A 22645-nucleotide genomic window follows, 5' to 3' on the forward strand; every position below is an offset into this window, starting at 1 on the left:
TACATATTTAGCGCTCCGAAGCAAATCCAGCTGACGGAGTTCAAAAGCCAGCATTATGCTGGCTTTTTTCTTATACCTACCCGACTTAACTCACATTTTTTCTCGCATTATTTTTGTACAAACAATAATAGGTCTTTGGGTAGCGCAAACGATTAACTAAGCGTTACCATGTCTATGACATGGCACCTGGTGGTCCGTACCCTACAATCAAAATAACCCCAGTGTGCCGTCTTGTATGGAGTCAGTCCCTGAAGTCACATTTTCAGGTTGCTAGCACAAAGACAGTTAACAACATCTTACCCCAAGGAGCACCTATGACTGTCCTGAACGTCGAACCCGAGGTCGCTGACATCGATCTTTCCTGTCATGGTCTGGAAAATGTCAAAGAAGTCATCCGTAACCCCTCTTATGAGCAACTGTTCGAGGAAGAAACCAAACCTGGGCTGGAAGGCTATGAAAAAGGCGTGGTGACCGAGCTCGGCGCGGTGGCGGTAGATACGGGTATTTTTACCGGCCGCTCACCAAAAGATAAATATATCGTCCGCGACGATACCACGCGCGATACCGTCTGGTGGTCTGATCAAGGCAAAAACGACAACAAGCCGATTGACCAAGCAGTATGGAAGGATCTTAAAGCCCTCGTCACTGATCAGTTATCAGGCAAACGCCTGTTTGTGATTGATGGCTATTGCGGTGCCAACCCGAACACTCGTCTGCGTATTCGCGTGATCACCGAGGTAGCCTGGCAAGCGCACTTCGTCAAAAACATGTTTATCCGCCCAACCGAGGAAGAGCTGAAAGACTTTGAGCCCGACTTTGTGGTGATGAACGGTGCCAAATGCGTCAATACCAAATGGCGCGAGCAGGGTCTGAACTCGGAAAACTTTACCGTTTTCAATCTCACCGAACGCATGCAGCTCATCGGCGGCACCTGGTACGGCGGCGAGATGAAAAAAGGCATGTTCGCGATGATGAATTACTTCTTGCCACTGCAAGATATCGCGTCGATGCACTGCTCGGCCAACATGGGTAAAGACGGCGACGTCGCCATCTTCTTTGGTTTATCCGGCACCGGGAAAACCACCCTCTCTACGGATCCCAAACGCCAGCTGATTGGTGATGATGAACACGGCTGGGACGACCATGGTGTGTTTAACTTCGAAGGCGGGTGCTACGCGAAAACCATCAAGCTATCGAAAGAGGCAGAGCCTGATATTTACAACGCCATTCGCCGGGATGCGTTGCTGGAAAACGTCACCGTTCGCGGCAATGGCGCCATCGACTTTGACGATAACACCAAAACAGAAAATACCCGTGTGTCGTATCCGATTTATCACATCGACAATATCGTTAAGCCGGTGTCGAAAGGCGGCCATGCAAACAAGGTGATTTTCTTGTCGGCGGATGCGTTTGGTGTGCTGCCCCCCGTGTCTAAGCTGACCCCAGAGCAAACCAAGTACCACTTCTTGTCGGGGTTTACGGCGAAGCTTGCAGGCACGGAGCGTGGCATTACCGAGCCGACACCTGCGTTTTCTGCCGCCTTTGGTGCCGCCTTCTTGACCTTACACCCCACCAAGTATGCCGAGGTGTTGGTCAAACGTATGGAAGCCGCCGGCGCGGAAGCCTATTTGGTCAACACGGGCTGGAACGGCTCAGGCAAGCGGATCTCCATCAAAGATACGCGGGCGATCATTGACGCGATTTTAGATGGCTCCATCGAAAAAGCGGAGACCAAGTCAATTCCAATCTTTAATTTGGAAGTGCCCACCTCACTCGACGAAGTGAGCGACGGCATTCTTGACCCGCGTGATACCTATGTTGATCCCCTTCAGTGGGAGAGCAAAGCCAACGATCTGGCACAGCGCTTTATCGATAACTTTGAAAAATATACCGATACCCCCGAAGGGGCCGCACTGGTCTCAGCGGGTCCCAAGCTAGACTAACCCCCTGCCCCGTATCGTGCGTGCGATACGGGGCCACCTCCCCCACGGTTATACTGGCTAATAGTTGAAGTTACGGCACTTTTGCGCCAGTCTTATTGCTACTGATTGCCTTGATAGGGTTGGTTCATGCGCATCCTGGCCAAACTGTTCGCCAGCTTTTTCATTCTCTGTGTCACCGCATTATTGGTGTTAGCAGTTCTCTTTCACACGCGTTATAGCACCGCGCTGCTTCATCATGTTGTCTCGCCTTGGCTGCCAGGCGATCTCTCCGCCAAACAGGTGGTCTATCATTGGCGTCAACCACTGAGTTTGACCCTCACCAAGCCTAGCTATCGCGTCGGTCCCCAACATTGGCAAGCCGACCGCCTGCGCGTGCAGCTCGATGCCACGCGATTGCCACGCATTCATTGGCTGCGTATTGATGGTCTGGCTATCGATCTGACTGAGAGCACGCCGCCTAGCCTAGAGATGTTGCCTGCGTCTGTGCAAATCGGCCGTGTCTTGTTCAACGACTTAGATCTCATTGGGCAAGGTTGGCAAGCGCGCCACGTGAGTGCCCAGCTTGATGAATGGCAAAAGGGCGACTCACCATGGGGGTCGGTCCGTGGTCGCGCACAATGGGAAGCCAAACATATCGATTGGCACGGCCTCACGCTCTCTCATGCGCTTCTGGATGCCACTCCCTCCCCTAAAGGGTGGCAACTGAATGGGCTCTCATTTCAATGGCAACGTGCGGCCTTTAGCGCCCAAGGGCAATGGCAACCTGGTGTACTCGCCTTGAGCCAATTGACCATTAGCAATGCCATCGTAGACAGTGAGCAAACACAACAGCAGCTTCGCGAGGCCTTGTCACATTGGCCGTCCGACGCCCAACTCACCATCGATCGTGCCGACGTTCGTCAACTCAGTGCCGAAACAGATCGGCTATCGGTTAATGCCCTGACCTTGTCAGCGGAACAATTAGTGTTTTCGCCTCAATCGCCTTGGTGGCATCAGCCTCAGCTACGCGCTTCGTTTAATGCCGACTATATCCGTTGGCAAGGACACACGTGGGAGCAGCCTCTAGGGGAGCTGGAACGTCGCGGTGACAATTGGATAGTCAACCAACTCACTAGCCAGTGGCACGAAGGGTTTATCGCGATTTCCGGCCAATTTTCTCCCCAGACTTGGCAAATAGATAGGCTACGCGCGAATGGCCTCACTCTCAGCCGCGAACGGCTTAGCCCGCTGATAAGCGCATTGCCAGATTGGCCGCACTATATCGTCGTGACCGATCTGTCGCTCAAACACAATGAGTGGTTGGCGTTATCGCCGCAGTTTCCCGTCAAAGTGGATGGCATTGATATTGACGGTCGCGACCTGCGTGTCAGTCGCGACCAACAGTGGCAACTGCGTGATGGCACGCTCACCGCAAGCGCCAGCTATGCCAGCATCAACCAACAATGGCTAGCAGAGCCTTATTTGCGGTTAGAAGCGAACGACGGTCACGTCAACTTACGTCAATTACTATTGGGCTTTCCTGACGGGCAATTGGCGGCCTCTGGCCAGTGGAACTACAACACACCGAGCCTACCGTGGTCATTCCAGGTTGACGGCCTCAACGTCCCCTTATCCCTTTATCAATCATGGTTCAACTGGCCGCTGCCTTTAAGCGGATTTCACGATCTTCAAGGGCAATGGTCTGGGCTGGCGTCTGATACTGAAAGTTTCAACGTAGGCTTAAGTGGCACACTCGCTGCCACCCTATTAGATGGCCACGCGGATGTCATGCCAGATAAAGGCTGGCCAGCGCGAATTTCTGGGTGGTTTCAAAAAACGCCGGCCAAACAGCGTCAGTCGCAGTCGTTCCCATTTGCTCAACTTTCTCTAAAAGCCGATCGTGGCGATATCACGGGCATTCTTCAGGGGGATACATCCGTGTCGATTGATTGGCCGATTTATCAAACCGCCACCCCAAGGGTGCGTTAACGCAGTAGTGCCAACTGAGGCGCAGGCTGTGCGGTGGCGCCATCGTCTGATGGCAGCAATACGTAGGTGCCGGTAAACACGCCGGCCTTATCGTCGCCACTAAAAAACTCAACGTCGAGCGTGACACGCGCGCGGCGACCATTTTCCAGCCTATCCAGCTCACCGCTCAAGTTATCCAGCGAGACACTCGCCCTTGGCCGTTCTGCCACTGGGCTGCGGTAGCGAATATGGCTGTCTGCGAGGACGATATCCGCGCTGAGTTGGCGCTCTTTCATCAACAGCCATACCATCCCCCACCCCGCGAGCGTGGCAAGACTAAAAATACTGCCCGCAAACATGGTATGACGCGGATTCAGGTTGGCATTTAAATTGGCACACACTTCAAAGTGATAGCCGGTGAATTGGCTGATCTGTACCCCCATTTTATCACTGATGGGGATTTGCTCTTGCCAGCGCTGCTGTAGTTCGGTACACCACTCAGGATGACGCACTACATCAGACAAAGGGTCTAAAGGTTTCACCATCTGTTGATGACGGATCGGCCCGCGTTCATCACTGAGATCTCCCTGACGCATAAAGTCGTGTTGTGCATAAAAGCTCACCGCCTCTTCTCGGGCACGACACACAAGACGCTTGGCTCCCTCTTGCCGCGCCAACGACTCCAGCGCCATTAATATGAGCGCCCCGAGGCCACGATTACGAAAATCGGGAGAGACAGCCATATAGCGGATCTGTCCATCATTGTCTGGGGTTAAGTAAAGACGCCCGATGGCGACGGGATCATCGTCACTGTCGACAATCATTCGATGACAGGCATTGCTATCATAGGCATCGCGCTCTGAGCCGCGCGGCGCATGCCAAGGCTCTCGCAACATGCGATAGCGAAAGTCATAATAACGCTCAAGCTCTTGCTCTGTGCGTGGCGTGACGATTTTAAACATGCCTATCTCTCCCTGTTAGGCGCACATTATACCTGAAGCCAGAAAGTCACCGGCCCATCATTGACCAAGCTGACTTTCATATCCGCGGCAAACTGACCGGTTTGCGTCTTCACACCGGCCTGCTGACAATCGTGACAAAACACCTTATACAGGCGTTCAGCGTCGGCGGGTGATGCGCCTGAAAAACTTGGACGCATTCCTTTTTTCGTGTCAGCCGCGAGGGTGAACTGAGAGACCACCAGTAACTCGCCTCCCGCCTGTGACACATTGAGGTTCATTTTTCCTTCGTCGTCTTCAAAGACACGATAACCGCGCACTTTATGCGCCAGTTTGGCTGCCTGAGTCTCGGTGTCGCCTTTTTCGACCCCTAGCAGCACCACCAAGCCTTTTCCTATACAGCCCAGCGTCGTACCTTCTACGGTCACACTGGCTTCACTCACGCGTTGAATGAGGGCGATCATGGGTTTCCTCTTTTTCCATGGTTAAAGGGACAGATGACGCATCTTGAGCGCGCGACCACCAGCGTTCAGATTCTCTCAGCGTCGCCGTCACTTGGGCACCAAACAATACGATACACCAACTAAAATACACCCAGACAAAGAGAATCGGGATCACTGCCAGGGCCCCATAAATCAGTTGATACGAYGGAAAATGGGTGACATACAAGGCGAAGACTTTCTTGCTTAATTCAAACAGGATACTCGCCACCGCCGCTCCCACAAAGGCATGACGCAGACGCACGCGCGTATTGGGCACCAAGGTATAAAGCCCCGTGAAGGTCAATGTGGTCAGGATAAAGGGCAAAATGCGTAGTAAGGTGGTAAATAAATCGTTGGCAATCCCACTTTGTAATAACGACAGCGAGGTAAGATAGGAGCTCAACGCAATACTGGTGCCAATAAGAATCGGCCCTAAGGTCAGCACCATCCAATAGATGGAAAAGGCGATCATTGTGGGTCGCTTGGTCTGAATCTTAAAGGTGTGGTTCAAGCTCTTATCGATCGCCGAAATAAGCATAATGGCCACCACAAACAAAAAGCTCACCCCCACTGCCGTCATTTTACCGGCATTGGCCACAAACTCATTAAGGTAGCGTGCAACCACCTCGCCAGCCGCCGGCACAAAGTTGTTGATCACAAACTGCTGTAAGGTGTCTCCCACCTCGGAAAAGCCAGGGAAACTCGAAAAGGCGGATAACACCACCGTCACTAACGGCACAAGGGATAGCAGCGTGACATACGCCATATGGCCCGCACTCACCGTGAGCCGATCTTCGCCCATACGCCGCCATAAATGGGCCAGCATCGCCATCAACCAATCACGGTGATGACACCACGTCTTCTCATCCAGGATCCCAATTTTGCGCATCCTTCCACCTTAACCTTGTGTTAGCCTTAAGCGTAATGAGTGTACATGATTTATGATTAAGGAGTTGCCTGTGCGGGTTATCTTTCTGTTTGCTATCGGCTTAACCCTACTCACCGGCTGTCAGTCTGCCTATTACTCAGCCATGGAGCAAGTGGGCATCCATAAACGCGATATCATGGTCGACAGAGTCGAAGACGCGGCTGATGCGCAGCAAGCGGCGCAATCTCAGTTTAAAAATGCACGGCAAGCTTTGAGCCAGCTCACCCAGTTTGACGGTGGGGAGCTACAAGCCGCCTACGACGCAGTGGATAGCCAGTATCAAACAAGCCACGAAGCCGTCACCCACGTGCGTGAACGCATCGATGCCCTTGAGTCTGTCTCTGAAGCGCTGTTTGATGAGTGGGAAGACGAATTAGACTTGTACACCAACCGACGCCTGCAGCGTGATAGTGAGCAGCGCTTACGCCAGACTCGTGAGGAATACGAGCGACTGCGTGATGCCATGCGTCGTGCCGAACAAACCATGACACCGGTACTGAACACGCTGCAAGATAACCGGCTTTATCTCAAACACAACCTCAATGCCCGCGCAATTGGTGCGTTACAAGGTGAGCTGGATGCCCTTTCGGGCGAGATAGATCGCGCAGTCGCTGACATGCAACGCGCCATCCAAGCGTCAAATCGCTTTATCCAAACCCTCAATTAAACGCTAGCCAATAAAAAAGGCACCCGAGGGTGCCCTTTGTCCATATCGCGCGGTGATGCCCGCGTGATTAACCTTTACGACCTGCGCGCTTACGCTCGGTTTCGGTCAATAGCTTCTTACGGATACGAATGCTCTCCGGCGTCGCTTCAACCAGTTCATCATCATCGATAAACTCAAGCGCCTGCTCCAAGGTGTACTTGATCGCTGGGCTTAATACCTGCGCGTCATCGGTCCCTGAGGCACGAACGTTGGTCAGCTGCTTACCTTTCAAACAGTTAACTGTCAGATCGTTGGCACGATTATGAATACCAATCACCTGACCTTCGTATACTTCGTCACCGTGCTCGGCAAACAAGCGTCCGCGGTCTTGCAAGTTAAATAGGGCGTAAGTCAGTGCTTTACCCGCTGCGTTTGAGATCAACACACCATTAATGCGCTGGCCAATATCTCCACCTTTGTACTTACCGTAGTGGTCAAAGGTATGATAAATCAGGCCTGAGCCCGAGGTCAGCGTTAAGAACTCTGTTTGGAAACCAATCAGGCCACGAGATGGCATCACAAAGTCCATGCGCACACGGCCTTTGCCGTCTGGCAGCATGTTCGTCAGCTCACCTTTACGCAGGCCGATACTTTCCATCACGCCACCTTGATGCTCTTCCAGTACGTCAATGGTCACCGTCTCAAACGGTTCGAGCTTCTCGCCGTTTTCTTCTTTGATGATCACTTCTGGGCGCGATACCGCCAGCTCAAAGCCTTCACGGCGCATGTTCTCGATCAAAATCGATAAGTGCAATTCACCACGGCCAGAGACACGGAATTTATCCGGGTTATCTGTCTCTTCGACGCGCAGTGCCACGTTGTGAACCAACTCTTTTTGCAGACGCTCGAGAATGTTACGTGAAGTGACGTATTTACCTTCCAGCCCTGCAAACGGTGAGGTATTGACCTGGAAAGTCATGGTCACAGTGGGCTCATCCACAGTCAGTGCAGGCAGCGCTTCCACATTGCTTGGATCGCAAATCGTGTCTGAGATTTTCAGCTCACCCAAACCGGTAATCGCAATAATGTCGCCGGCAGAGGCTTCATCAACGTCATGACGCTCAAGGCCCATGTAGCCTAAAACACTGCCCACTTTGCCATTACGCTTGCTGCCATCGGCGCTTACAATCGTCACTTGCTGATTCGGCTTAACCGAACCACGTGTGATACGACCCACGCCGATCACACCCACATAAGAGTTATAATCCAGCTGAGACACCTGCATTTGCAGCGGCGTGGTGATATCAACGTCAGGCGCGTCAACGTTATCAACGATCGCGTTGAACAGCGGCTCCATATCCTCGCCTTCTGTGGTTTCTTCTAGACTCGCCCAGCCATTAAGGGCTGACGCATAAACCACTTGGAAATCCAATTGCTCATCGGATGCACCTAATGTGTCAAACAAATCAAACACTTGATCCATCACCCAATCCGGGCGCGCACCTGGGCGGTCAATCTTGTTGATAACCACAATCGGCTTTAGGCCATGAGAGAAGGCTTTTTGGGTCACAAAACGGGTTTGCGGCATTGGACCGTCTACTGCGTCCACCACCAGCAATACCGAATCAACCATCGACATGATGCGCTCAACTTCACCACCAAAGTCGGCGTGTCCCGGCGTATCAACGATGTTAATGCGGTAGTCATTCCAGTTAATGGCCGTGTTCTTGGCCAAGATGGTAATGCCACGCTCTTTCTCAATGTCGTTTGAGTCCATGACACGCTCTTCCACCTCACCGCGGGAAGCCAGCGTACCGGATTGCTGCAGCAGCTTATCCACTAGCGTGGTTTTACCGTGGTCAACGTGGGCAATAATGGCGATATTTCTTAATTTATCTGTCTGTATGTTGGTCATGGACTCTCTTTTTCACTCGATAGACGGGGCGCGCGCCGAAGTTGGCAAGCTATGCTAACACGACGGCACCGCCACCTGATTAAAAAAACGGCCGTAATGTACCAGATTTTGTCGCAAAACCCACCTTATTATGTGAATTGGCTCACCGTCCCCCGGGTTTCACCCGGGCACAACTGGTTATTTATTGTGCAAATACAAGGATTCATCGTGATTGGGGAAAAAATGAATTTTTAAAGACCGCCCACACTCTTGTCATGCAATGTCTGCTACAAAGAGGGGGGCGACGCATGCACGCATCTCGTGCAAAGCGACGCACCGTCTTTGCCCCTTGCACCAGATGCGATCAAAGGCGCACCATAATGGTGCAAACTGCACGCTTTTGAACAAGGCTGCACACGATTTTATCGCGTTAAACGCCGTTTGGCGCGGTTTAAAATTGTTGGCACGGTTTTCGCTTTGTCATGCAGCAAGGAGCCAACGCGCTATTTACTCAATTTGACACCGGAGGTTATTTCACATGTCAGTAGAAAACGTGCTCGCACTGATCCAAGAAAACGAGGTGAAATTCATCGACCTGCGCTTTACCGATACCAAAGGTAAAGAGCAACATGTTTCTATTCCCTCGCATCAAATTGATGATGACTTCTTTGAAGAAGGCAAAATGTTTGATGGCTCATCGGTTGCGGGCTGGAAAGGCATTAATGAATCAGACATGGTGATGATGCCAGACGCCAGTTCGGCCGTGCTTGACCCCTTTACCGAGGAAAGCACCCTGAATATCCGTTGTGACATTCTCGAGCCCTCAACCATGCAAGGCTACGACCGCGATCCTCGCTCGATTGCTAAACGTGCAGAAGATTACATGCGCGCATCTGGCATCGCCGACACCGTATTGATCGGTCCTGAACCAGAGTTCTTCTTATTCGATGACGTTAAATTTGCCACCGATATGGCCGGCTCGTTCTATAAAATTGACGACGTCGAGGCAAGCTGGAACTCAGGTACCGCCCTCGAAGGGGGAAACAAAGGTCACCGTCCAGGCGTAAAAGGCGGCTACTTCCCGGTTGCCCCCGTTGACTCATCACAAGACATCCGCTCTGCCATGTCATTAGTGATGGAAGAAATGGGCCTAGTGGTTGAAGCGCACCACCACGAGGTGGCGACAGCAGGTCAGAATGAAATTGCTACCCGTTTCAACACCTTGACCACCAAAGCCGACGAAATCCAAATCTACAAATACGTGGTGCATAACGTTGCGCACGCCTTTGGTAAAACGGCAACCTTTATGCCTAAGCCACTGGTTGGTGACAACGGCTCAGGGATGCACGTCCACCAGTCGCTTGCCAAAGATGGGCAAAACCTGTTTGCCGGTGATAAATATGGCGGCTTGTCTGAAACCGCGCTGTATTATATTGGCGGTGTCATCAAACACGCACGTGCGATCAACGCCTTCGCCAACGCCTCAACCAACTCGTATAAGCGTCTGGTCCCAGGCTTTGAAGCACCGGTTATGTTGGCTTACTCGGCACGTAACCGCTCAGCATCAATCCGTATCCCAGTGGTGCCGAGCCCGAAAGCTCGCCGTATTGAGCTGCGCTTTGCCGATCCAACGGCCAACCCGTATCTCTGCTTCGCCGCCATGCTAATGGCTGGCCTCGACGGGATTAAAAACAAGATCCACCCTGGCGATGCCATGGATAAAGACTTGTACGACTTGCCTGCAGAAGAAGCAGCGGAAATCCCAACCGTCGCTGAGTCCCTTAAAGAGGCACTACAGGCCCTTGACGATGACCGCGAGTTCCTAACCGCTGGTGGTGTGTTCTCGGATGACTTCATTGACTCTTACATCGCGCTGAAGGGCGAAGATGTTGAGCGTATCCAAATGACCACTCATCCCGTGGAATTCGAGCTGTACTACTCGGTATAAGCGCGCAAACAACCCAAATTGTAGCCCACCTCGCAGGTGGGCTTTTTTGTGCTTTTTACCCGCGCCATCTCGCTTATCATTGCCACTATCTGCAGATAAAAAAGGGGAAGCGATGCGCTGGCTAACCATTATCGTGCTCGGCCTCACTGTCACCTGCCAGGCTGGCACGGTTTACCAATGGCAGGATCAAAACGGACAATGGCATATTAGTGATCAGCCTCCCAACGCGCCCCACCAAGTGCGCCATTACGCGCCCTCGCCGGTATCGCCACCGTTAACGCAACCGCCGCAGACACCCCCCACGCCCACACATCAATCAAAGGTGACGATCACACTGGTTCACCCCAGTGATGGCGCGACGTTGCGCAGCAACCCCGGCAAGGTTTCCGTAAAAGCCATTCTGGCCCCGGCGGCTTCCCCAAGCGATCGCGTGCAGCTGGTGATGGACGGTCAACCCGTTCAGGCTCACCCTGAGCAGACGCGCAGCGCCTCACAGCTCACACTGCAATGGCACCTCGGCCCGGTAGACAGAGGCACCCATCGCTTTAAAGTGCGCGTTTTAGAAAACGGCAAGATAATTGCATCGTCCTCTGAACATCAGGTGTATTTGCATCGCGCCCACGTGAATCAGCCACATCGCGCGCATGATTAACCCACGACAACGCCGATGCATTCACAAACCCAGCAGTGCAAGCTGCATCAAGCAAGGATCTCGATTACACTCAATGCACCAAATCAGTGCAAACAAGGACGCAACACGGATGGCACCCGCTCAACTGTTCGACCACCTCCTCACCGCCATTATTGTGGTGGATAGCCAATGGCGTATTCAGTACGTCAACGCGGCCGCCGAGCAGCTGATGCATCAAAGTGCCAGGCGCTTGCTGACGCGGCCGCTCACCGAGCAAATTCAGCACGCCAGCGTCGACTGGGCACAAATTGCCAACACCACACGGGCGGGGCAGAGCTTGACGGACAGTGATGTGACCTGGGTGGTGGACGGTCAGCCACAAAAGGTGCAACTCAGTGCCAGTCCGCTATTTGATCAAGAGGACGAAGGGCGGCTGCTACTGGAAGTGAATGTGGTCAGCCAACAGCAAAGGATCAGTAAGGAGCTGACCCAAAAAGCACAACAACAAGCGGCAAAAGAGTTGGTACGCGGCTTGGCGCATGAAATAAAAAACCCTCTTGGCGGCTTACGCGGCGCGGCACAGCTGCTAGAAAAGATGCTGCCTGATGCGAGCTTAGCGGAATATACCCAGATTATTATCGAGCAAGCCGACCGATTGCGAAACTTAGTCGACCGTTTACTGGGACCACAGCGTCCTGGGTTGCGCCAACGACAAAATATTCACGTGGTATTGGAAAAAGTCCGCCAATTGATCAGCCTCGATAACCACGAAGGCATCCAGATCATTCGCGATTATGATCCCAGCTTACCTGATTTTGAGATGGATCCTGAGCAGCTGGAGCAAGCGATTCTCAACGTCGCCACTAATGCGGCGGATGCGATAAGTGGTCAGCCAAACGCGCGGCTCACCTTGCGCACGCGCACAGGCTTTCAAACCGTGATCCATGGCGAGCGTCACCGGGTGGTCGCGCAAATTGAAATCATCGACAATGGGCCCGGGATCGCGCCGCATCTGCAAGACACCTTGTTCTACCCCATGGTCACCAGCAAGGCTGACGGCAATGGGCTTGGACTCGCCATCACTCATCATTTAATCGATCAGCATCAAGGGAAAATTGACGTGAATAGCTGGCCAGGCCATACCTGCTTCACCATCCAATTGCCAATCATAGAAAAGGACACGCCACATGAGTAAAGGGACCATTTGGATTGTTGATGATGACAGCTCCATTCGTTGGGTGATGGAACGCACCCTCAGTGCTGCCGGCCTCACCTGCGATACGTTTAGCAATGCTGAAAATGTACTCAGTGCCCTGCATGAACGTCGCCCTGATGTGTTGGTCTCCGATATTCGCATGCCAGGTAGCGATGGGCTGGCGCTGCTAAAAGCGGTACATGAGCAGCACCCTGACTTACCCGTGATCATCATGACCGCGCACTCGGATTTAGATGCCGCGGTCAACGCCTATCAAAAAGGCGCGTTTGAATACCTGCCCAAGCCGTTCGATATTGATGAAGCGCTGGCCCTGGTTGAGCGCGCGCTGGCCCACTATAAAGAGCAGCAAAAGCAACAAACGTCACGACAGCCGCAAACACAGACACCCGAGATCATCGGCGAGGCTCCCGCGATGCAAGAAGTGTTTCGCGCCATTGGCCGGCTGTCACGCTCCTCGATTTCGGTATTAATCAATGGTGAGTCGGGTACAGGTAAGGAGCTGGTCGCCCAAGCGCTACATCGTCATAGTCCGCGGACCAATCAAGCCTTTATCGCTCTGAATATGGCCGCCATTCCCAAAGATTTGATTGAATCTGAGCTGTTTGGTCATGAAAAAGGGGCGTTTACGGGGGCCAATGCGGTCAGGCAAGGACGCTTTGAGCAAGCCAATGGCGGCACCCTCTTTTTGGATGAAATTGGCGATATGCCATTGGATGTGCAAACGCGTTTACTGCGTGTGCTGGCGGATGGTCAATTCTATCGGGTCGGCGGTCACGCGGCGGTCGATGTGGATGTGCGCATTATCGCGGCGACCCACCAAGATCTTGAACGCTTGGTGACAGAAGGCAGTTTCCGAGACGACTTGTTTCACCGCTTGAACGTGATCCGCGTTCATCTCCCCTCACTCAAAGACAGGCGCCAAGATATTCCCCAGCTGTGTCAGCATTTTCTTGCCCGCGCGGCCAAAGAGCTAGATGTCGAAGCCAAGCAACTCCACCCAGACACAGAAACCATGATGAGCCAGTTACCTTGGCCGGGTAACGTCCGCCAGCTAGAAAACACCTGCCGCTGGCTGACCGTGATGGCCAGCAGTAAGGAGGTGCTGCCCTCCGATCTCCCAAGGGAGCTGCTCAACCAGCCCAGCGCTATGACCGACAATGAAGCCCATGATTGGCAGCAGGCTCTCACGCATTGGGCGCAAGATGCGATAACACAAGGACAACATGGTATTTTGCAACAAGCGCTCCCCAGTGTTGAACGCATCTTGTTGCAATCGGCGCTCAAGCACACGCATGGCCACAAACAAGAGGCAGCTAAAATTTTAGGATGGGGGCGTAATACCCTGACACGTAAACTCAAAGAGCTAAATATTGAGTCTTAACTCATTATTGAAACTGACACTCTTTGAACCTCTGCTAAATTTAAGTAAAGAGATTGAGGTAAAATCTAACAATCATGTTGTTTTTTTTATAAGAGTAAAGTTGCTGTCCTGATGAGAAACTTACGCCCATTGTCGATACGCGCTGCCGTGATGCTCCCCGTGTTTCTCGTCCTAACACTCACGCTGGTCGTGATCATTATTACCATCAACAACCACTATCGCGCCAGCTCGCAATTTGTCGGCAAGTTATTACTCGAGGATTACTCCGTCGGTATTGAGCGAGACTTGCGCCAGTATCTTGCTCACCCCTTTAATGCCAACATTTTTGTCGCCGACAGCCTAGCCGCCCGGCTTGGCGATGCGCCAATAACTGACGCAGGGCTGCGTGATTATCTTCTCAATAGCTACACCTCCCTCTACCAAGCCATGCCTTACATGCAGGTATTAAGCATTGGCGTCGATGCCGAGGGCGAATATTTCGGCTACCGTAAAAGCCAAGCCGGTCAATATATTTTGATGGAGCAAAGTGACGCGACCCAGGGTACGCYGCGTATTTTTGATGGCCGCACGCCAAACGCTAACGTCATTTATCAAGACAACTACTACGATCCACGCATCCGACCATGGTACATTCCTGCTTTCAATCGCGAGCAGCCGCGCTGGACCGACATTTACCGTGATGCCGATGAGGTCGGCGAAGTCTCCTTATCGGCGATTGCCCCGGTGATGGTCAATGATAATGTGTGGGGCGTGGTCGCCAGCGACATCAAGCTCAATGCGTTTAATCGCTTCTTAAGTGAGCGTCAACAAAAACTTGGGGGGGCATTATTTATTGTCGACGATGAGGGTCGGATGATCGCCCACAGTGGCCAAGAGAGCCCCAGCAATATCTTGCATTTTCCCGATATTAGCCATAACCCAGTCCTCGATAATACCATTAGTCAGGTCGCAAACGCGTGGCCGCCCGAACCCGGCCGTTTAGGCAAGCCCTTTAGTTTCAATATTGCCGACAAGGGCCATTTTTATGGCACCATTAAACAAGTGGCGATGCCCGCTCCCTTTCAGCATCAATGGTATGTAGTGGTCGCACTGCCCGACCAGCTACTGTTAAAAAACCTGCTAAGCCAGCAAGAGATCAGCATTTATCTGGTGATGACCATGGCACTGATCGGGCTTGCGGTGGTGTATTTCATTATACGCCAACTGACTCGCCCATTGAGAGACACCGCTGAAGCGGCAGCCAAACTGGCATCGGGCAACTTGACTTACCGCATCAACACGCCCGCAAGCCTGCGGGAAATCTCGATACTCAAAGAAGCATTTAACAATATGTCGGTCAAGTTACAGCAGTCGTTCAATGCACTGCGCCAACAAGTCCGCCAAGATAACCTCACGCAACTCTATACGCGTGAAGGCTTGATTGAACAGGCTGCTGGCTTGCGCTATCACGCCCCCAATACCTTGGTGATTTTGGGGATCAACGGCTTTCGCAACATTAATGATAGCCTTGGACAAGAAGGCGGGGACACGCTTTTATGCGCGATCGCCGATCGACTCAGCGCCCTCTCCGATGGCTCTGGGATGCTACTGGCACGCGTGCGTGGCGATGAGTTCGCCGTTCTCGCGCCCAATACCACCAACCGCACGCAATCAGAGGCATTGGTCGATCAGTTACTGAGTTTGTTTAAGCGCCCTGTCACCATTGGCAACGATGATGTTTTGGTCGACGCGTGTGCGGGGGTAGTCTTTGGCTACACCTTTGGCGATGCCATTTATGAAGGCCTTGATCACGCCGGTCTCGCATTGAGCGAAGCCAAACGCAGTGAAACAGCGATGTATGTGTACTTTGAAGCCAATATGCAGGCACGGATTCAAGAGCAATCAAGGCTCCTCCTCGAGCTTCATCACGCCGTACAGCATCATCAATTTGAGGTGTATTACCAACCCTTTGTCCGCTTGCTTGATGGMCGCTTCTGCGGCGCGGAAGCCTTGGTGCGCTGGCGCCACCCTACGCGTGGCATGGTCTCCCCGGCTGATTTTATTCCCGTCGCCGAGCAAAGTGGCTTGATCAATCAAATCGGCATGCAGGTACTCGAGCAAGCCGCTTATGACACCGTGGCGCAGATTCAAAAAGGCTTGTGGCCAGCCAATTATCAGCTGCACGTGAATTTATCCGCACGTCAGCTACTGTCGGCCGACTTTATCGACAAACTGCAAAGCGTGCTGGATCGTACCCAACTGCCAGCGGAGAATTTAACCTTGGAGATCACTGAGTCACAGCTGATGAGTCATGAGCACTTGGCGACCTCAGGGTTAACCAAAATCCGCGCGCTGGGAATTAAAATTGCTATCGATGACTTTGGCACCGGCTATTCATCGCTGGCATACCTTCACCAAATGGCGTTTGACAGCCTTAAGATTGATCGCAGCTTCGTTCACTCGATGACCGAAAACAGCACTAACCAGCGCATCATTGAAGCCGTGGTTGCCATGACACGCGGTATGGATGTGCACCTGGTGGCCGAGGGCATAGAAACCCAGGAAGAAGCCGAACGGCTGCGTGACATTGGTTGCCACTTTGCACAAGGCTTCTTGTTTGCTAAACCCCTCCCCTTGGCGGAACAACCAACAGAACGGGTAACGGATAAGCTCCCCACGCGATAGCTGTCACGTCATCGACACACTGACTACTGACGATAAGAGAGTCACTCGCTATACTGAGCCCCAACTCACCTGCTGGGAACCGATGATGATAACAAAAGACTTACCCGTGACAGATTTGCACCGTCACTTGGACGGCAATATTCGTATCGAGACCATTTTGGCGCTAGGGCAAAAATTTGCGATGCCACTACCCGCTACCGATATCGAGTCACTGCGCCCACATGTGCAGGTGGTCAAGAACGAACCCGATTTAGTGGCGTTCCTGTCTAAGCTCGATTGGGGCGTAGCCGTATTAGGGGATTTAGATGCCGTTCGCCGCGTCGCCTACGAAAACGTAGAAGATGCCTTAAACGCGCAAATTGATTATGCCGAGCTGCGCTTTTCGCCCTACTACATGGCGCTGAAGCACCAATTACCACTAGAAGGCGTGGTCGAAGCCGTGGTCGATGGTGTACAGGCGGGTAGCCGCGACTTTGGCGTGAAAACCAACTTGATTGGCATCATGAGCCGTACCTTCGGCACAAAAGCCTGTATGGCCGAGCTGGATGCACTACTGACACAGAAATCACACTTAGTGGCCATCGATCTGGCCGGTGATGAGCTGGGCCAACCGGGCGACCAATTCACCGAGCACTTTGCCAAAGTGCGGGCCAGCGACCTGCAAGTGACCGTGCACGCTGGCGAAGCCGCTGGCGCCGCCAGTATGTGGCAAGCAATCAACGAACTCGGCGCCACCCGAATCGGACACGGTGTGAAAGCCATTGAGGATCCAGCGCTGATGGATTACTTGGCGAAACACCAGATAGGTATCGAAACTTGCCTGACGTCAAACATCCAAACCAGCACCATTGCTGATCTCGCGCAGCACCCGGTGCGTCAATTCCTCGACCATGACATTCTGGCCTCGTTAAATACTGACGATCCAGCCGTGGAAGGGATTGAATTACCCTATGAATATGAAGTGGCTGCCCCTGCCGTGGGCTTAACGCCGGCGCAAATCACCGCATTGCAAGAAAATGGCCTTTCGATTGCTTTCTTGTCTGATAGTGAGAAAGCCGCACTGAAAGCCCACGCGGCAACACGCTAGGTCTTCGTCGCGCGTTCCCTGGAGAACGTCATCCATAAAAAAACCGCCAACGGGCGGTTTTTTTTGCTTATATCACACGAGAGAACTGTTGCTGACGCGCTCTATCTCGCAAATAAACATCAAAGCTCATACAGATATTGCGGATCAGCATACGGCCCGTTTTGGTCACTGAAATCGTTTTATCAGTCACCCGGACCAAGTCATCATCGATAAAGCACTGCAGTAACGCCAGATCCTCAGCAAAATACTGATCAAAATCTATCTGGTAACGTGTCGCAATGTCCGCTTTCTCTAGGGTGAAATTACACATCAGCGCTTTAATCACATCACGACGAATGCGGTCATCCGGCTCAAGCATCACGCCTTTGAATAGGGCATGGCGCTCGGCATCCACTTGCTGATAATACGCTTTCATCTCTTTTTGATTCTGCGCGTAACAATCACCAATCATCGAAATCGCCGACACCCCGAGCCCGAGCAGATCACAGTCACCTTGGGTGGTATAGCCTTGGAAGTTGCGATGTAAACGCCCTTCACGCTGCGCCACCGCCAGCTCATCATCAGGCAGAGCAAAATGATCCATGCCGATAAACTGATAGCCAGCCCCCGTCAACGTATTGATGGTGTCTTGCAACATGGTGAGCTTGGCGTCCGGTGAGGGTAAATCCTCTTCTTTGATTTTGCGCTGCGCCGCGAACAAGTTGGGCAAATGCGCGTAATTAAACACTGAGAGTCGACCCGGACGCATGGTAAGGACTTGCTCAAGCGTATTGGCAAACCCCTCTGGCGATTGGCTGGGCAAGCCATAAATCAAATCGAGATTGGTGGAGCGGAAGCCCAGTTCGCGGGCACGTTCAACCAAGGCGTGAATAAAGTCTTCATCTTGCTCTCGGTTCACCAGCTGTTGCACTTTTTTATCAAAGTCCTGCACCCCAATACTGATACGATTGAAGCCTTCATCGCGGAGATGATCGAGCATATCGAGTGGAATTTCGCGCGGATCGACCTCGATGCTGATCTCAGCCTCGTCTTCAAAGTCGAACTCTTGGCGTAGCAAGTGCATTAAGCGAGAAATTTGCGCTTTAGTGAGAAACGTCGGGGTGCCTCCGCCCCAATGCAGTTGCGTCACACGACGTGAGCCAAGTAAAAATGCACGCTGACGGATCTCGTGCTCAAGCGCATCCAGATACTCATCCGCCTTATGCTGGTGCCGTGTCACCACTTTATTGCAGCCACAGTAATAGCAAAGTTTGTGGCAAAACGGGATATGCACATACAACGACAACGGGCGCTCAGGATACTGGCTACACGCCATATCAAATTCCGCGGGCGCAAACGCCTCATGAAATTCGAGTGCCGTCGGGTACGACGTATAACGGGGCCCTGAATAGTTGTACTTATTGATAAGGGCTTGATCCCAAATGATTTGTGGTGATGACATGGCTTACATTCCGCAAAAGCGCTTAGGAAAGGAGTAACAGCGTCTAGTGTGCCACAGCCTTAAGTCAGGTGTTTAGCACTACCCGCACTGATGTTGCGAAAGTGTCGGCGAGATCGATTTTCGCCTAATAATTATAAGGGTATTGGGACAAAATGACAGTGGAAAGCAGCTGTTATCGGCTGCTTTCCAGGCAGTCACACTCAGTGTGTCAGGATATGATCAGGGATGTGGCGACCCCCAGTAAAGGCAAGAATATCTGAGAGCTCCACTTTTATTGCCTCTTCTAGACGCGCTTCATGTTTGGCTCGGTCTAAGTCGAGTCGCATGCGCTCATTCTTTTTCAGCCCCTTTCTTGCCTCACCACGAGGGGTATCTTTTACCGCCTCATACAATTCAAACAAGGCCGGATAGCGGCTATCAAACTCAACCCGCTTATCGCCTTGTAGGTGATCCATGATCATGTAAAGACGGATCGCGGCCTCCGACAAATCGCATTGATCCTGCAGTGCGGCAAACGCAATCACATCAACGCTCTCAATGATTTTATCATTGCGTTGGTTGATCGCTGCCTCTTTCATCTCGGCTTGCCATTTGGTTTGTCGCTTTAGCTTCGCCAGCAATACGCCTGCGTACACCGACAACGCCAAAATAATCAGCGCCCCAAGTCCTGCCAATATCCAGATCCACTCCTGCACCGGTTACTCCTTGTTAATCATCCTGTTGCTCAAATTTAGCCAGCAGGTCATCGTCATCATTCAACTCATTGTCGTCGGTCAGCAGGCCCAGTTTATCCATCAGCACTTCAATCCGATCCAGCTTTTCATCCACGTAAGCTTGCAAGCCCGCGCCCAACTTCTCACCATTTTCGATGCGATCCAGCAACACGTTCAGTTGTGGGTCTTGCTCAAGCTTTGCAAGCTCTTGCTCTGGCGTGAGTTTGGGTTGCTTCGGTTTTTCTGCATCCGTACCCAATGGGATCGGCTTTTTACTGCCAATGCGCGGGTCTTTTTTACCACCGCTGCGACGCACTTGCTTGTTGTCTTCTTCTGAATGACGCGAGCCGGCTTTCTTGCCCTTACGCTTTTTCTGCTTTTTCAGCATTCGCGCAATGCGGTCTTGCTCGTTCTGGTTTTTATCTACGTATTGCGCCGGGCCTTCCGATCCTACGCGGCGCGTTTTCTTTTTACGCGTCATGTCTGTGGTTTCCTCATTAAAATTACGTCGTTGCCAATAAACGTGAGCGCCAAGCCAGCTTGGTGAGCTAAAAACTGGAACGTATGGCGACTAAAAAAGCTAACGTGAGTCAGATCGTTCTTATAGTGCCAGCGTGAAAAAGCATCTGGATCCTTAACCAGTTTGGTCATAATCCCCAAATAGCCGCCCGGTTTAAGCATTGAGAGCCATTGATGCCACTGCGCCTTCGGCCAATAAAAATGCTCGATCGCCTCCGTACAGGTAATAAAGTCATAGCATTCATCCAGTACGTCGGTTTGTGGCGCATAGAAGGGATCATAGCAGGCCACATCATGCCCTGCGTCTCGCAACATACTCGCCAACACGGGCCCTGGACCACAGCCAAAGTCTAGCCCGCTCGCAGGCACCGCCAATCGCGCCAGCAAGGGTGTGGCTAAACGCGATAAAAAGCGCTGGTAGCCTTGGTCCTCCGGGTGATTTTGGTGCAAATCATAAATGGCCTTTTCGTCCTCGGGCGCAAGCAGCGTTTGGCGATCAACAAATACCAACGCGCAATCCGTGCATTGAAAGTACGCACGGCGTTTGTCGGTATGATAAAGATGGGTTGTTGTGTGCTCACATAAAGGGCAGTGCTGCATATCATTCATCTATGCCAAAGGCTGGCGCGAATGTAGCAGAAAGTGGGTCAATAAAAAAGCGACAGGCATAAAGCCTGTCGCGTATCGCGCTTGCGATAATAAGCGGATCGTGTCCGTCCTGGTACTGGGTTCATCCCTGATAAATGGCGCTTAGCGTCTTAGTATCAACATCCTGTCATTGTGGGTAGCATGCCTGCCTATCCGTCGCTTCCTGCGCCCTTGTCGCTCGACACCCACTACACATCCTGTGTCACGTCATCCTTGTGCGCCAACCTTGGCAACATCCACATCCTGTGGTTAGACCGTCCTGGTGCTCATCTGCCTTGCTTGGCTCAGTCTCTTGTCCTTAAGACCAACGTCCTGTTGATAGTGATAGCGTATCGCAGTGACCGCGCTTGCCTAGAATGACCGCCAAATAAAATAAGAAGCGAAAATGGATAATGAAGGTAAAGCACTGATTTTAAGAAGATAAAAAATATATCTTTCAAAAAGTAACGTGTTTTTCTTGCTAGCAAATAGCCAATCTCTCACACACGAGGTCGCTGTTATCGCTATCGGCGTGGTGTGATGTCAAAGCACGAGCCTAGTGAGATGGTAGGGCGAATAAACGGGAGGGATAAAAACGGCGGCGTTTATCACACCACCGTTTTCACAGAGCGGCTCGGTTATTAGTGTAGCCCGCCTAAGTAGTTAGACAGCGCGTCAATTTCCTTGTCCGTCAGCTTCGCCGCGACCGACCGCATCATTTTGTTCATATCATTATGACGCTCTCCGGCGCGGAACATTTTCAACTGACTGGCTAGGTACTTCGCAGGCTGGCCAGAAATTTTCGGGAAACCAGAAGAAGGGGTGCCGTTCCCGCGAGGACCGTGACAGGCTGTACAGGCTGCAATACCGCGCTCAGGATCACCGGCCATGTAGAGCTGGCGACCTACCTCGATAGCGCCTTCAGGCGTGGTACCAGGCTTGGGTGTTAAGGTTGCATAATACGCCGCTAAGTCTGCCATGTCCTGCTCAGAAAGCGGCGCGACCATGCCAGCCATTACAGCGTTATATCGTCCTTGCTCACCGCCGCTTTGCGCGCCGAGCTTAAATTCTTTCAGTTGTTTCTCTAGATAGTTGGCGTGCTGACCCGCCAAGTTTGGGTAATCAGGCAAAACACTGTTACCGTCAGCACCGTGACAGGCGACACAGGTATTGGATTTTGCTTTGCCCGCTTCAGCATCTCCTTGGGCCCAGACTGAAGTGCTGGCGAGGAGAGTCAATATTAGCGCTAATTTCTTCATGACATTCCGTTTATAATTATCAAGCTTCCAGTACCACTACTTAGTTACCGTCATGGTACAATTACCGATCAAAAACCGAGCACGGTTATTTTACACAAATTCACACAAAAGTAATCAGTCTACTACACCAAGACGAGACGGAGTTAACAGTGGAGCAATCACTTAATTACCGTAACACCCAGTTTGTTACCAGCGCACCCGACATTCGCCATCTTCCTGATAATACGGGGATCGAGATTGCGTTTGCTGGCCGTTCCAACGCCGGTAAGTCTAGCTCCCTTAACCGTCTTTGTGACCAAAAGAGCCTAGCAAAGACCAGTAAGACACCCGGGCGCACACAATTAATTAACCTCTTTAAGG

19 protein-coding genes are annotated in these 22645 nt (G+C 52.1%); 10 read left to right on the forward strand and 9 right to left on the reverse strand.

Translation table 11 applies throughout. The features are described from left to right. Positions 1-314: 314 nt before the first annotated feature. Positions 315-1943 (forward strand): phosphoenolpyruvate carboxykinase (ATP), encoded by a 1629-nt coding sequence (gene pckA / locus BZG14_RS06235; protein WP_077457377.1) that lies wholly within the window; start codon positions 315-317, stop codon positions 1941-1943. A gap of 126 nt (positions 1944-2069) precedes the next feature. After that, positions 2070-3911, forward strand: coding sequence for an AsmA family protein (locus tag BZG14_RS06240; RefSeq protein ID WP_077608260.1), 1842 nt, complete (start codon positions 2070-2072; stop codon positions 3909-3911). Here the strand turns inward: BZG14_RS06240 and BZG14_RS06245 are convergent. The 3 genes from BZG14_RS06245 to BZG14_RS06255 are packed head-to-tail and all read right to left on the reverse strand — an operon-like array spanning position 3908 to position 6220. Then, on the reverse strand, positions 3908-4852 hold the full coding sequence (locus BZG14_RS06245; protein ID WP_077608261.1) for a bifunctional GNAT family N-acetyltransferase/hotdog fold thioesterase: 945 nt from the start codon (positions 4850-4852) through the stop codon (positions 3908-3910). The two genes, BZG14_RS06240 and BZG14_RS06245, sit on opposite strands and share 4 nt — an antisense overlap. Positions 4853-4878: 26 nt before the next feature. Further along, a complete protein-coding gene (gene dtd, locus BZG14_RS06250; protein ID WP_077608262.1) occupies positions 4879-5313 on the reverse strand; it encodes a D-aminoacyl-tRNA deacylase in 435 nt (144 codons plus the stop codon). Beyond that, positions 5285-6220 carry a virulence factor BrkB family protein gene (locus tag BZG14_RS06255; RefSeq protein WP_069360796.1) on the reverse strand — a complete coding sequence of 312 codons (936 nt, stop codon included), beginning with the start codon at positions 6218-6220 and terminating at the stop codon, positions 5285-5287. The genes dtd and BZG14_RS06255 overlap by 29 nt, the downstream gene beginning before the upstream one ends. Positions 6221-6290: 70 nt before the next feature. Between BZG14_RS06255 and BZG14_RS06260 the strand changes: the two genes are divergently transcribed. After that, complete coding sequence (locus BZG14_RS06260; protein WP_241824626.1) at positions 6291-6926, forward strand: DUF2959 family protein; 636 nt, start codon at positions 6291-6293, stop codon at positions 6924-6926. Between the two features lie 67 nt (positions 6927-6993). On the opposite strand, the gene typA is transcribed toward BZG14_RS06260, so the two are convergent. Further along, the gene (typA, locus tag BZG14_RS06265) at positions 6994-8820 is read right to left on the reverse strand and encodes a translational GTPase TypA (protein WP_069360795.1); all 1827 of its coding nucleotides are present in this window, start codon (positions 8818-8820) and stop codon (positions 6994-6996) included. Positions 8821-9337: 517 nt separating this feature from the next. Here typA and glnA point away from each other — a divergent pair. The 6 genes from glnA to add all read left to right on the forward strand — a co-directional run bounded on the left by glnA (position 9338) and on the right by add (position 17726). Further along, positions 9338-10747 (forward strand): glutamate--ammonia ligase, encoded by a 1410-nt coding sequence (glnA, locus tag BZG14_RS06270; protein WP_069360794.1) that lies wholly within the window; start codon positions 9338-9340, stop codon positions 10745-10747. 79 nt (positions 10748-10826) lie between these two features. Further along, positions 10827-11399 (forward strand): DUF4124 domain-containing protein, encoded by a 573-nt coding sequence (locus tag BZG14_RS06275; RefSeq protein WP_198532024.1) that lies wholly within the window; start codon positions 10827-10829, stop codon positions 11397-11399. Positions 11400-11508: 109 nt separating this feature from the next. Next, positions 11509-12573: a nitrogen regulation protein NR(II) gene (glnL, locus tag BZG14_RS06280; protein WP_077457387.1), complete on the forward strand. Its 1065-nt coding sequence runs from the start codon at positions 11509-11511 to the stop codon at positions 12571-12573. Continuing rightward, on the forward strand, positions 12566-13975 hold the full coding sequence (glnG, locus tag BZG14_RS06285; RefSeq protein ID WP_077457389.1) for a nitrogen regulation protein NR(I): 1410 nt from the start codon (positions 12566-12568) through the stop codon (positions 13973-13975). Before glnL ends, glnG begins: the two co-directional genes overlap by 8 nt. 111 nt (positions 13976-14086) lie before the next feature. Further along, on the forward strand, positions 14087-16639 hold the full coding sequence (locus tag BZG14_RS06290) for a bifunctional diguanylate cyclase/phosphodiesterase (RefSeq protein WP_077608265.1): 2553 nt from the start codon (positions 14087-14089) through the stop codon (positions 16637-16639). An 85-nt stretch (positions 16640-16724) separates the two neighbouring features. Next, positions 16725-17726: an adenosine deaminase gene (add, locus tag BZG14_RS06295; RefSeq protein ID WP_077608266.1), complete on the forward strand. Its 1002-nt coding sequence runs from the start codon at positions 16725-16727 to the stop codon at positions 17724-17726. A 67-nt stretch (positions 17727-17793) separates the two neighbouring features. On the opposite strand, the gene hemN is transcribed toward add, so the two are convergent. The 5 genes from hemN to BZG14_RS06320 all read right to left on the reverse strand — a co-directional run bounded on the left by hemN (position 17794) and on the right by BZG14_RS06320 (position 22285). Next, the gene (gene hemN, locus BZG14_RS06300) at positions 17794-19167 is read right to left on the reverse strand and encodes an oxygen-independent coproporphyrinogen III oxidase (RefSeq protein ID WP_069360788.1); all 1374 of its coding nucleotides are present in this window, start codon (positions 19165-19167) and stop codon (positions 17794-17796) included. Between the two features lie 200 nt (positions 19168-19367). Next, positions 19368-19862: a DUF2489 domain-containing protein gene (locus BZG14_RS06305; protein WP_077457395.1), complete on the reverse strand. Its 495-nt coding sequence runs from the start codon at positions 19860-19862 to the stop codon at positions 19368-19370. A gap of 13 nt (positions 19863-19875) precedes the next feature. Beyond that, complete coding sequence (gene yihI, locus BZG14_RS06310; RefSeq protein ID WP_069360786.1) at positions 19876-20361, reverse strand: Der GTPase-activating protein YihI; 486 nt, start codon at positions 20359-20361, stop codon at positions 19876-19878. Then, positions 20358-20999 (reverse strand): class I SAM-dependent methyltransferase, encoded by a 642-nt coding sequence (locus tag BZG14_RS06315; protein ID WP_077457397.1) that lies wholly within the window; start codon positions 20997-20999, stop codon positions 20358-20360. The genes yihI and BZG14_RS06315 overlap by 4 nt, the downstream gene beginning before the upstream one ends. Before the next feature lie 668 nt (positions 21000-21667). Then, on the reverse strand, positions 21668-22285 hold the full coding sequence (locus tag BZG14_RS06320; protein WP_077457399.1) for a c-type cytochrome: 618 nt from the start codon (positions 22283-22285) through the stop codon (positions 21668-21670). 149 nt (positions 22286-22434) lie between these two features. On the opposite strand from BZG14_RS06320, the gene BZG14_RS06325 reads away from it, so the two are divergent. Continuing rightward, positions 22435-22645, forward strand: a 211-nt coding sequence (locus tag BZG14_RS06325; protein ID WP_198532025.1) for a GTPase, incomplete at its 3' end; no start/stop codon positions are given.

Origin of the sequence: Salinivibrio sp. IB282 (genome assembly GCF_001995685.1) — a bacterium.
In the GTDB taxonomy this organism is placed as follows: Bacteria; Pseudomonadota; Gammaproteobacteria; order Enterobacterales; family Vibrionaceae; genus Salinivibrio; species Salinivibrio kushneri.